Here is an 11,891-nt window from a genome sequence, read left to right on the forward strand (position 1 = left end):
TCACCTTTTTCTGCTAAAGGTGAAAGAATTATTTTTCAAGGAGATAGCCATGTTCACCACTTCAGATTTCAAAAAGGGACTTGTCATCCAGCTGGATGGAGCCCCCTGCATATTGGTCGATGTCACCTTTCAATCCCCTTCTGCCCGTGGCGCCAACACCATGGTCAAAACCAAATACCGCAACCTTATCACCGCCCAGGTGCTGGAAAAGACCTTTCGCTCCGGCGATAAGGTAGATGAGGCTGATTTCGAGAGGCACAAGGGGCAGTTTCTTTATGCCGACGGCGACAAGGGGATCTTCATGGACCTGGAGACCTATGAGCAGTTCGAGCTGGAGGCGGATGCTTTCGAAGCTATCGCCCATTTCCTGTTGGAGGGAACAGAAGTGCAGCTGGGGCTTTTCGAGGGGAGAATGGTCAACGTCGACCTGCCCATGACCGTAGAGCTCACTGTTACGGATACGGCGCCGGTGCTGAAGAATGCCACTGCCACCGCCCAGACCAAGGAAGCTGTACTGGAGACCGGCTTCAGAATCCAGGTGCCGCCATATCTCAATAGCGGCGAAAAGATCAAAGTTGACACAAGGGATGGCAGGTTCATTTCCAGGGCTTAAGTTCTTACAGGGAAAAAATCATTGACAAAAAGAGGAATTGCCGCTATAAAGTGGGTTCCTTTTGCCCAGGTAGCTCAGTCGGTAGAGCAGAGGACTGAAAATCCTCGTGTCGGCGGTTCGATTCCGTCCCTGGGCACCAGTTAAGCTCGATAAAGCAGGCACTTACCATACCGACGTGAGTGCCTGCTTTCTTTTTTGACGCAGATGAAAAAACGCCGCAATATTTTTACAGCCTTATTGGACAAATTGAAATTGTAATTTTCAATTTGACAATTCGGTTGACGGCCCCTTACCAGGCACCTTCCGACAGTCTTTGCTCCTTTCCATTCCTTTGTTCTTGCTTAATAATTCGATGGTTGTAGACTAGCCCCATGAAATGTTCTTTCTGAAGGAGGCCGCCATGCCGTTATGGAAGAAACTCGCCATTGCTGCCGCTGCTTTTTTTACCCTCCTGGTCCTGTTCGTTGCCTTTGTCCTGCCGGGGATTGTCCGCAGCCAGGCTGAGAAGAAGGTCGGGGCCCTCACCGGAAGAACACTTGCCATCCGCCATATCTCCATCAACCCTTTGACCATGCGGGTCAAGGTGGATGGTCTGCAAATGCAGGAGCCAGGTGGTAAAATCACCTTCGTTTCCTTCAGCAGCGCCTCGGCGCGACTGAGCCCCGCTTCCATCTGGCGCCGGGCTCCCATCGTTACCGGCATCCACGTCATCTCTCCCTATGTGCGCATTGTCAGGACCGGCGCCAACAGGTACAATTTCTCCGACATCCCGGAAAGAATGCCGAAAAGCGAAAAGAAATCATCATCGCCCACCCTTTTTTCCCTCAACAACATTACCGTTACTGGCGGCTCCATCAATTTTGACGACCGCGCTGCAAGAACCCCGAAACTGCACACCGTGCGCAGGATGCATATTGCAGTGCCGTTCATCAGCAATATTCCTTATCTGGTAGATCAATACATCCAGCCGCGCTTTGCAGCCGAGGTCAACGGTGCCTCACTGGACCTGACAGGACGGCTCAAACCTTTTCAGAAGGGAATGGAGACCTTGCTGGATGTGAATCTGACAGATCTGGATATTCCTTACTATGCGGCTTACCTTCCTGTCCGATTGCCGATGGCCATAAAATCGGGAAAGTTCTCCTCGAAGATCGCCATTTCTTACAGGGTTACCCCTGACAAGAAACCGGTGATTGCCATTACCGGAGATGCGGCAGTGGTGCGGCTGGCCATGGCGGAGAAAAGTGAAGGCGAGCTTCTTTCCTTTGATCGCTTTGCCATAAAGATCAATCAGGCAGACCTGATGGGGGGCAGTTACGATATCGCTTCGGTCAACCTGGATGCGCCGGTGGTTACCCTGCTGCGGACGGCAGATGGTCGCTGGCCGAACCAGCGCATGATGCCACCGGCCGCTTTGGCAGGTGAGGAAAAGGCTGAAAAACCAGCGGAAAAGAAGCCCGCACCCTTGGTGCGTATTGCCGAAATCAGGCTCAACGGCGGCAAGGTGCGTCTGGATGACCGGCTGCCCGCCGGTGGATTCCGCTCCGAAATCCACGAGCTTACCGCTCTGGTGACCGGTCTTGCCACCAGGGGCGAGGATGCAGCCGATTATGAGATCTCCTTTTCCACAACCAGGGGAGAGCATCTGGAGCTTGCCGGGGACCTGGCCCTGGAGCCCATGGAGGGATCGGCAATGCTCAATGTTTCCGGTGTTCCCCTGGAAGCCTATCATCCCTACGTGGCGGACCGGTTGACCTCACCGGTAAGCGGCAGAGCAGAACTAAATGCCGAGGCCTCCTGGACGAAGGAGGACGGGATTGTTATCGACGATCTGGGGCTTAAGCTGCTGGATGTTGCTGTCCGGTTAGGCAAAGGTGATGGCGCCCGCATTGGAGAGGCAGTGCTGGCGGGGGGGAAGCTGGACCTGAAGAAAAGAACTGCGGCTGTTGGCTCCATTTCATTTCGCAAGGCCAAGGTTGCCGTTACCAGGGATGCTGCCGGAAAGCTTTCCCTGCTGTCCCTGTTGCGTGAAAACAAGCCCTCTGCCAGTGTCAACCCGGCTAAGACCGTGGCAAAACAGGCTGCTCCCTTCCATTACACTGTCTCATCCGTTGTCGGAAAAGGCATCGATGTCTCCTTTCGCGACGAAGCCCGCAGTTCTGCTCCCCGTTTCGACCTGAAGTCTATAGATGTCAGCGCAACCGGCATAACTGACATTCTGCGGATACCGATCCCGGTGCGGTTTAACGCCTCCTACGGCGGCGGGGCTAAACTGTCGGCCAAGGGAAATATCACCCGGGAGCCGCTCCGATACAACGGTGCCGTCCAGGTGAAAAATCTGCCGATTCCCGACTTCAGCCCCTATTTTCCCGATGATCTGAATATCTATCTGGCCGATGGCAATCTGGACTTGGCGGCGACCTTGGATGTCACCAAGGGTGAGCAGTTGACCGGCAGCTTTTCCGGCAATATGGGGCTGAGGAATCTCTATGCCCTGGACACGGTGGATACGGACGACCTGCTCAAGTGGGAAAGTTTGCAGGTGGAGGAGGTGCGGGGAACGCTGAAGCCGCTGGTGGTAAATGTCGGCGGTATTTCCCTGAACAGGTTTCTGGCGCGGCTGGTGGTTGACCGGGAAGGGATCATCAACCTGAAAAAGATCCGCTCTGGACCTGTTGCTCAAGCTGCAGTCGCAAATGTCCAACCAGCTCCTGCCGCTGTCCGTGTTGCACCAGACTTACCTTCGCCAGCAGCGGCACAACAAAAGCCTGAAGCGGCGCGCCCCGAAATCCGGATCGACACGGTCACTCTCCAGGAGGGAACGGTTTCCTTTCTCGACCAGCACACGCCGCAGCAGTTCGGCACGACCATGTATAACTTGGGGGGTAGAATCAGCGGCCTGTCCTCGGAGGATTTCCGCTACGCCGACGTTGACCTGCGCGGTGACCTGGACAAACACTCGCCGCTCCAGATCACCGGAAAGATCAATCCGCTGTCCCGTGAACTCTTCGCCGACCTGAAAGTGCGCTTCACCGATATCGAACTGAGCCCGGTTACCCCCTATGCCGGCACCTATCTCGGTTATGAGATCGACAAGGGAAAGCTCTTCCTCGACCTTACCTACAAGATCGAGAAAAAGACCCTGAATGCCCAGAACAAGGTCTTCATCGACCAGTTTACATTCGGTAAGGGGGTGGATAGCGGCAAGGCCACCAAGCTTCCCGTTCGCCTCGCCGTCGCCCTGCTCAAGGACCGCCATGGCGAGATCCATCTGGATTTGCCGGTGACCGGGCGGACCGATGACCCGGAATTCAGCATTTTCGGGGTTGTTCTGACGGTGCTTAAGAACCTGTTGGTGAAGGCGGCAACGGCACCGTTCGCCCTGCTCCAGTCGGCATTCAGCGGGGGTGAAGACCTGAGCAACGTAAATTTTGCCTATGGTTCATCACAGTTGAGCGCTGAGGAACGGACGAAAGTGGCCAAGCTGGCCGGAGCACTGGAACAGCGGCCGGGGGTGAAGCTGGAAATGACCGCTTATGTGGATCGGGAAAAGGATGCGGAAGGTTATCGCAACGAACTTTTGGCGAGGAAAATGAAGGGAGAGAAATTTGCCGCCCTGGTGAAGGAGCGAAAGAATGCGCCGGGAGAAACTCCGGAAAAGATGGAGATCCTGCCGGCAGAGCATGACCTCTACCTGAAGGCGGTCTATGTGAAGGAGAAATTTCCTAAACCCCGTAACGCTTTGGGTTTCGTCAAGGACATCCCGGCTCCCGAGATGAAAAAGCTCATTCTTGCCAACACCCTGATCGGCGACCCGCAGCTCCAGGCCCTTTCCCGTGAGCGTGTTGCCGCCGTCCGCACACTGCTCATCAGCGAAGGGAATCTGCCACCTGAAAGAATCTTTGAAAAGGGGGGGGACATGCTCCACCCGCCGGAAAAGAAGGGACAGCCGTTAAGCCGGGTCGAATTCGGCGTTAATGTTCAGTAGCCTTAAGGAGTGGTAGAGGAATATGTTGGCTGGCACTTATCCTGTTTTGCGCAAAAATATTTAACCCTTCTTGATGGTGATAAATGTAGGTCCATCTGGGAATTCTGTGAAATAAAGGCAGTCGCGACATCGCCCGTTCGCTCTGTCGCCACAGCCGCGGACCTTGCGGTGTCGCCCGTGTAATTAGTGCATGATGCTTGAATCGGCGGGTGTCCGCTCGCCGCTCACTCCCGATGCCACGACTGCTTTCCTTCGGAAATATCTGAAGAACCTAAATTTAAAGATGCTGCCCTCAATAAAACGAGGTTTCCGCCGATAAGTGTCAGTAGAAACCAGCAACTTATTGGAGGGAAGCAATGGAACGGCTCTGGAACTGTTATCTTAATTTTTCAATCAAGGTGAGGCTGTCCACCCTCTGCATCTGCTACAGCCTTTGCATCATCGCTACAGCCCTCGCCGCCCAGTCGGATTACCTGCTGGTCAAGTACGGCTCGATGCTGCTCTTTATCATAGCCGGCGGCTTTTTCGGCTGGATCAACATCTGGTCCATCAACAGGCCGATTCAGAGATCCATAAGCTATCTGCAGACGATGGCCGCCGGTGACCTGAGCCAGGAGATCACGGTGCTGCGCAAGAATGAGTTCAGCAGAATGTTGACGGCGATGATCGAACTGCAGAGCTCCATGCGCGAGATCATTTCGGGGATCAAGGCCACGGCGGGAGAGCTGACCAATGCATCCTGCCTGCTTTCGTCAACTTCGGCCGACATCGTCCATGGCACCGATGACGCTTCCAGCCAGTCGGACAGTGTTACCTGCGCCGTAGGCGAGCTGTCCATGGTCAGCGTCACCATTTCCGGAAATTGTCAGGAGATGGCTGATAAAGCGGCGGCAACAGAGGCTGCTACTAGGACCGGGACAGAGACAGTCGCCGGCATGTCGGCAGTCATGGCAGAGATAGAGCGGATGGTGATCAACACCATGGATGCAGTCAAGGCCCTTGGGGAGAATTCCGAGCGCATCGGCACCATAATCGATGCCATCGAGGATATAGCTGACCAGACCAATCTTCTTGCGCTCAACGCGGCCATAGAGGCGGCCAGGGCCGGAGAACAGGGACGAGGATTCGCCGTTGTCGCCGACGAGGTGCGCAGCCTTGCAGAACGGACGACCTCCTCCACCAAGGAAATACAGTCGATAATCGCAGCCCTTCAGGGGGATGTGAAAAACGTGGTGACGCTAATGGATAAAAGCGCTGACAGCGTGCGTAATGGCGCCCAGGATGTCCAGCTTTCCACCCAGGCTATCAGTACCATCAGCGAGCAGATCGCTCCCCTTGTGGAAAGGGTTTCCCAAGTGGCGACGGCAGCAGAGGAACAGTCTGCAACCAGCGCCGGCATAACGGAAAGTATGCAGCGCATTTCGCAGATTATTCATAGTGCGGCAACTGGAGCCCACGAAACGGCAAATGCTGCTGCGGTGCTTGCCAGCTCTTCATCAAATCTGGAGCAGATGGTGAACCGCTTCAAGCTCCAATGACAACCAAATCATTCCGGGGACTCCGGCCTCGCTTACGGCGAGGCTTTTTTTTATGCTTTACCGAGGGCTGTTAATGGTTTATGCCGAGAAACCTGTTTACAAACGTGTATAATTTCTTTAAATTTAGCCAATTTATAGCGCCTGGCAGGAGAAATTCCAATGGAAAATCTGAAAAATACCCCCCTCTTGTCGCGACACCAAGAGTTGCATGCCCTGCTTGCCCCTTTTGGCGGTTGGAATATGCCGATCCAGTATGAGGGGATCATAGCCGAACACAAGTGGTGTCGGGAGATGGCAGGCCTTTTCGACATCTGCCATATGGGGGAGTTTCTCTTTAAGGGGGATATTGAGACGAGCGGTCTTGAGGAGGTCTTCACCTTCTCCGTTAAATCAATCCCCGTCGGCCGTTCACGCTATGGATTTCTCCTCAACGAAAACGGCGGTATTATCGACGACCTGATCGTTTTTCGGCTGGGTGAGGAAGAGGCCATGGTCGTGGTCAATGCCGCCACCATCGACAACGATTTCGCCGTCATCCAGTCGCGGCTCAAGCAGGGGACATCCTTCACCAACATATCGGCCGCCACCGGCAAGCTGGATCTTCAGGGTCCCCTTTCCCGGCAGCTGCTGGCGGAAAAGTTCGGGCCTGAACTGGCTGCCATCCCCTACTTCAAGTTCGTCAAAACGAGGCTTTTGGGCGTCGATGCCATAGTCAGCCGCACCGGTTATACCGGCGAGCTGGGTTACGAGATTTTTCTGCCGGCGGAGAAGGTTGCCGAGCTGTGGGATCTGCTCCTTGCCGACCAGCGGGTAAAGCCGGCCGGTCTGGGGGCTCGGGACGTGCTCCGCCTGGAGGTAGGCTACAGCCTTTATGGAAGCGACATTGACGAATCGACGACCCCCCTGGAAGCTGGTCTTGGTGCTTTCGTCAACCTTGATAAGGAATTCATCGGCCGTGAGGCTTTGAGGAAGCAGCAGCAGACAGGACTACCCAGAGTCAAAGCTGCATTTCAGGTACAATCACGGCGGTCGCCACGGCACCACTACGAGATCTGCTTCGAAGGGGAGACCGTCGGTACGGTGACCAGCGGCGTCTTTTCCCCCATGCTCGGTTGCGGCATCGGTATCGGCTATGTGCCGCCGGAGATAGCAACCCTTGGGGCACAGGTTACCATCAGGCACGAAAAGGTGGCCATGGAAGCCAGTGTGGTGGAACTGCCCTTTTACAGGGGTGGTTCGCTCCGCTCGTAAAATAGATGTCATCATATTTGAAATAATATGGGAGGATGGCCATGGAAACGTATTACAGCAAGGAACATGAGTGGGTCAAGATCAAGGACGGCGTTGCCAGTGTCGGCATCAGCGAGCATGCTGCCCGCGAACTGGGTGACATCACCTTTGTCGAACTTCCCCAGGTGGGTAAGACGGTCAAGCAGTTTGACGTCCTTGCCGGCATTGAGTCGGTCAAAGCGGCCAGCGACATCTACGCCCCCCTTTCCGGTAAGGTGATCAAGATCAACGAGGCCCTTGAAGGCGCCCCCGAGATTGTCAACGAGGCGGCCGAGGAAGCGGGCTGGATTGCCTGGCTGGAACCGGCCGACCTCGGCGAGGTGAAGAACCTGATGAGCAAAGAGGAATACGACAACTACCTGAAAGGGCTTGCCTGATGAGTTACTGTCCCAACACGCCGGAAGATATCCGGGAGATGCTGGCCGCCATTGGCAAGGGCAGTGTCGAGGAGCTGTTCGAGCCGATTCACCATACGCTACGGGCAAAATCCTTCAATCTGCCTGCCGGTATTTCGGAACAGGAACTGCTGGTGAAGATGCAGGAGTTGGCGGCTTGCGATCGGCACCTGATCAACTTCATCGGCGGCGGTTACTACGATCATCATATTCCGGCGGTTGTGGACCATCTCTCCGGTCGCGCCGAGTTTTATACCGCCTATACTCCTTACCAGCCGGAATGTTCCCAGGGGACCCTGCAGGCACTCTTCGAGTACCAGACTGCCATCTGCAGACTGACCGGCATGGAGGTGAGCAATGCATCCCTCTATGACGGCGGCACCGCACTGGCAGAGGCGGCCATGATGGCCCTGCGCATCACCGGCCGGAACCGGGTCGTCATCGATGCCTCCGTCAACCCTTTTGCCCGGCAGATTGTCGCCACCTACCTGAAGAACATCGGAGTCGAGATGGTGGAGATACCCACCAGTTCCGGCAGTGCCGACCGCTCGGCCCTGACCGAGGCCCTCACCGGGGATGTGGCTGCAGTCATGGTGCAAAATCCAAACTTCTTCGGTTCCATCGAAGACCTGACAGCCATTTCCCAGGCTGCCCATGCCAAGGGTGCGCTCCTCGTAACTTCGGTCTATCCCATCAGTCTGGGACTAATCAAGAGTCCCGGAGAAATGGGGGCCGATATCGTCGTCGGCGATGGACAGAGCCTGGGTAATCCCCTCGCCTTCGGCGGGCCCTCCTTCGGTTTCATTGCCACCACGAAAAAATATATCCGCAACCTGCCTGGCCGCATCATCGGCGAGACCATCGACAAGGAAGGCCGCCGCGGCTTTGTTCTTACACTGCAGGCCAGGGAGCAGCACATCAAGAGGCACAAGGCCACCTCCAACATCTGCAGCAACCAGAGCCTCTGTGCCCTGCGCGGCCTGATCTTCCTTGCCAGCGTCGGCAAGGAGGGGATGGTGGAACTGGCCAATCTCAACCGGGACAAGGCCGAGTACGCCAAGGAAAGACTGGGCTCCATCAGGGGGGTGAGAGTCCTGAACCGTGGCGCAACTTTCAATGAATTTACTCTGGAACTGCCGAAAGATGCTGCAGATGTTGTGCGAACCCTTATGGAAAAGGGCATTGCTGCCGGGGTGCCCCTTGGAGAATACTATGCCGGCATGGCCAACTGCATGGTGGTCACGGTGACGGAAAAACGGTCCAGGGGCGAGATCGAGGCACTGGCCGAGGCGCTGGAGGCGTCACTATGAAACTGATTTTCGAACAATCCGTGCCGGGAAGGCGCGGCCTGAAGCTGCCTATAGCCGATGTGCCCAAGGCTGCCCCTTTGCCGGACAATCTTGTGCGCTTTGAACCTGCACAACTCCCAGAGGTGAGCGAGCTGGACCTGGTCCGACATTTCACCGGACTGTCGCGGCGCAACTTCTCTGTGGACGGCAATTTCTATCCCCTCGGCTCCTGCACCATGAAGTATAACGCCAAGGTAACCGAAAATGCCGCGGCCCTGTTCGCCGGCACTCATCCCATGACTGCCCTGCTGCCGGAAGGGGACACCAGTGCCCAAGGATCTTTATGCCTCCTGCTGGAAGTGTCCCGCCTGCTTGCCGAAATAACCGGCATGGACGAGGTCAGCTGCCAGCCCCTGGCTGGCGCCCACGGCGAGATGACCGGCATCATGCTCATCGCCGCCTATCACCGGGCCAAAGGCAACAAAAAGAAGTATGTCATAGTTCCCGATTCCTCCCATGGCACTAATCCTGCCAGTGCGGCCATGGTCGGTTACGAGGTAATCACCATCCCGTCTGCTTCCTATGGCGACATGGATCTTGATGCCTATCGGGCAGCCATGAACGGGGAAGTGGCTGCGGTGATGATGACCTGCCCCAACACCCTTGGTTTATTCAACCCTCACATCAGTGAGATTTGCGATATTGCCCACGAGCACGATGCCCTCATGTACTATGACGGGGCTAATCTCAATGCGATCCTGGGCAAGGTTCGCCCCGGCGATGTGGGTTTTGACGTCATCCATGTGAATCTGCACAAGACCTTCGGCACCCCCCATGGCGGTGGCGGTCCCGGCAGTGGGCCGGTAGGCGTTAAAAAGGCATTGATTCCCTTTCTTCCCGGCCCCAGGATCGTCAAACATGCCGACGGAAGATGCGGACTGGAAAAGGACAATTCGCAGAGTATCGGCCGGGTGGCCAACTTCTTCGGTAATTTCGGCGTCATAGTCAAGGCCTATGCCTACATGACCATGCTCGGACGGGAGGGTCTGATCCAGGTGAGCGAACAGGCAGTGCTCAATGCCAACTATATGCTGGCGCGGCTGAAAGGACATTTCGACGTGCCGTTCGATCAGACCTGCATGCACGAATGCGTCTTCTCTGCCTCTCGGCAGGTGAAGCAGGGGGTGCATGCCATCGACATTGCCAAATACCTCATCGACCGGGGTTACCACCCGCCGACTGTCTATTTCCCCCTCAACGTCAAGGAGGCGATCATGATCGAACCCACCGAGACCGAGAGCAAGGAAACCATGGATGCCTTCATCGAGATTATGATCGAGGCGGCCAGGATGGCGGAAACGAACCCGGACATGCTCCACGAGGCGCCAATAACGATGCCGGTCGGTCGTCTCGACGAGACCAAAGCGGCGCGGGAACAGAATGTCTGCTTCGGCTGAATGAAAGCCCCCTTCAGGAGTGAGCCGGAAGGGGGCTTTGCTTTTCGTGTGCTGCCTCGGAGGAAGGAACCGGCAGGATTTCTTCCGCTCCGGCCCATTCCGAGCTGCGGACCTTGACAGCTTTCCCTTTCAGTGCTCTGTCTGCTGGTACATTGTAACTCATGAACCTGTAACTGACAGCGGGCGGGTGTCCGCTCGCCGCTCGGACTGAACCTCCGCTCCGGAAACCCTGCCGGCTCCAGGGGTCCTGTGAAAGAACCTACCATCACTGTTTCTCGTTTACTTATCCACTCTTTAGCCGATGGAGGATAAATATGACTGAGACCAGCCACACCTACCTTGTCACCTGCCCGTCATGCAAGACGGGAAACAGAGTCCCCGCTGCCAGGGAAGGGCAAGCGGGAAAGTGCGGCAACTGCCGCGGCACTCTTCCTCCCCTTTACCTGCAACCGGTCCAACTGACCGACAGATCTTTCGACTCCTTCATCTCCAACTATAAGGGCACTGTCCTTGCCGAATTCTGGGCACCCTGGTGACCCCACTGCCGCGACTTCGCACCGGTGGTGCGGGACATTGCCAGGGAGCTTGCCGGAAAAGCGGCGGTCGTACAAGTAAATACCGAGGAAAGCCCAGCCGTTGCCGCCAGGTTTGCCATAGGCGGCATACCGGCACTGCTCATTCTCAAGCAGGGAAAAACCATCGCCAGCATGAGCGGTACGCGTCCCAAGCAGACGATCATTGACTGGGTCCGAAAAAATGCCGCCTGATCGGTTATAAACGGTGCCACGCGTTGACATGGGGCGTTTTGGGGCTATCATTACACTTTGTTTAATATTTAAAAATTGAATAAATTCGGATCAGCTATGCCTTTTCAAATGGAGCACGTATCCCCCCAAGCAGATGCAGTCTTGTCGCTGGCGCTTTACACTGCCGTCGCAACCCTGCTTGTAGGGTTCCTGCTGCTGGTTGCCTGGTGGCTGGGGAGCAAAAGACGGACGGTGGTAAAACAGAAGCCCTATGAATCGGGTATCTTTCCGACCGGGACTGCCCGCCTGGCATATCCTGTCCCCTTTTATCTCGTTGCCATATTTTTCATCGTCTTCGATGTGGAGGCAGTGTTTATCTTTACCTGGGGAATGGCCTGGGATGAGCTCGGTTTTCCCGGCCTTGTTCACATAACGATCTTCATCGTCATCCTGCTGCTGGGGCTGGCCTGGCTCTGGCTCAAGGGAGGGCTCGAATGGGGACCACGAAAGGCGGTTCGAGGTTCTAAGTTCGAGGTTCCAGATTAAAGGCCAGAAACCCAGAACCCAGAACATAG

Annotated in this window: 9 protein-coding genes and 1 tRNA gene; all 10 read left to right on the forward strand. The window is 55.8% G+C overall.

Annotation, left to right across the window (positions count from 1 at the left end; genetic code table 11):
- Positions 1–49: 49 nt before the first annotated feature.
- The 10 genes from GEOB_RS06255 to GEOB_RS06300 all read left to right on the forward strand — a co-directional run bounded on the left by GEOB_RS06255 (position 50) and on the right by GEOB_RS06300 (position 11,862).
- Positions 50–613 (forward strand): elongation factor P, encoded by a 564-nt coding sequence (locus GEOB_RS06255; RefSeq protein ID WP_012646343.1) that lies wholly within the window; start codon positions 50–52, stop codon positions 611–613.
- A gap of 63 nt (positions 614–676) precedes the next feature.
- A tRNA-Phe gene (locus GEOB_RS06260) sits at positions 677–752 on the forward strand.
- Between the two features lie 261 nt (positions 753–1,013).
- Positions 1,014–4,601: a DUF748 domain-containing protein gene (locus GEOB_RS06265; RefSeq protein WP_012646344.1), complete on the forward strand. Its 3,588-nt coding sequence runs from the start codon at positions 1,014–1,016 to the stop codon at positions 4,599–4,601.
- A gap of 356 nt (positions 4,602–4,957) precedes the next feature.
- A complete protein-coding gene (locus GEOB_RS06270; protein ID WP_012646345.1) occupies positions 4,958–6,139 on the forward strand; it encodes a methyl-accepting chemotaxis protein in 1,182 nt (393 codons plus the stop codon).
- 159 nt (positions 6,140–6,298) lie between these two features.
- Entirely contained in the window at positions 6,299–7,390 is a 1,092-nt protein-coding gene (gene gcvT / locus GEOB_RS06275; RefSeq protein ID WP_012646346.1) for a glycine cleavage system aminomethyltransferase GcvT, read from the forward strand.
- 41 nt (positions 7,391–7,431) lie between these two features.
- A complete protein-coding gene (gene gcvH, locus GEOB_RS06280; RefSeq protein ID WP_012646347.1) occupies positions 7,432–7,806 on the forward strand; it encodes a glycine cleavage system protein GcvH in 375 nt (124 codons plus the stop codon).
- Entirely contained in the window at positions 7,806–9,134 is a 1,329-nt protein-coding gene (gcvPA, locus tag GEOB_RS06285; RefSeq protein WP_012646348.1) for an aminomethyl-transferring glycine dehydrogenase subunit GcvPA, read from the forward strand. The genes gcvH and gcvPA overlap by 1 nt, the downstream gene beginning before the upstream one ends.
- The gene (gene gcvPB, locus GEOB_RS06290) at positions 9,131–10,570 is read left to right on the forward strand and encodes an aminomethyl-transferring glycine dehydrogenase subunit GcvPB (protein WP_012646349.1); all 1,440 of its coding nucleotides are present in this window, start codon (positions 9,131–9,133) and stop codon (positions 10,568–10,570) included. Before gcvPA ends, gcvPB begins: the two co-directional genes overlap by 4 nt.
- Before the next feature lie 314 nt (positions 10,571–10,884).
- Positions 10,885–11,337, forward strand: coding sequence for a thioredoxin family protein (locus GEOB_RS06295; RefSeq protein ID WP_012646350.1), 453 nt, complete (start codon positions 10,885–10,887; stop codon positions 11,335–11,337).
- Positions 11,338–11,433: 96 nt separating this feature from the next.
- The gene (locus tag GEOB_RS06300; RefSeq protein WP_012646351.1) at positions 11,434–11,862 is read left to right on the forward strand and encodes an NADH-quinone oxidoreductase subunit A; all 429 of its coding nucleotides are present in this window, start codon (positions 11,434–11,436) and stop codon (positions 11,860–11,862) included.
- Positions 11,863–11,891: the final 29 nt, after the last annotated feature.

This window comes from Geotalea daltonii FRC-32 (assembly GCF_000022265.1).
Classification (GTDB): Bacteria; Desulfobacterota; Desulfuromonadia; order Geobacterales; family Geobacteraceae; genus Geotalea; species Geotalea daltonii.

Bases quoted from the DNA above. Each gene is read 5' to 3' on its own strand.
- GEOB_RS06255 (WP_012646343.1), top strand. From the start codon at position 50: ATGTTCACCACTTCAGATTTCAAAAAGGGACTTGTCATCCAGCTGGAT.
- gcvH (WP_012646347.1), top strand. From the start codon at position 7,432: ATGGAAACGTATTACAGCAAGGAACATGAGTGGGTCAAGATCAAGGAC.
- gcvT (WP_012646346.1), top strand. From the start codon at position 6,299: ATGGAAAATCTGAAAAATACCCCCCTCTTGTCGCGACACCAAGAGTTG.
- GEOB_RS06300 (WP_012646351.1), top strand. From the start codon at position 11,434: ATGCCTTTTCAAATGGAGCACGTATCCCCCCAAGCAGATGCAGTCTTG.
- gcvPA (WP_012646348.1), top strand. From the start codon at position 7,806: ATGAGTTACTGTCCCAACACGCCGGAAGATATCCGGGAGATGCTGGCC.
- GEOB_RS06265 (WP_012646344.1), top strand. From the start codon at position 1,014: ATGCCGTTATGGAAGAAACTCGCCATTGCTGCCGCTGCTTTTTTTACC.
- gcvPB (WP_012646349.1), top strand. From the start codon at position 9,131: ATGAAACTGATTTTCGAACAATCCGTGCCGGGAAGGCGCGGCCTGAAG.
- GEOB_RS06270 (WP_012646345.1), top strand. From the start codon at position 4,958: ATGGAACGGCTCTGGAACTGTTATCTTAATTTTTCAATCAAGGTGAGG.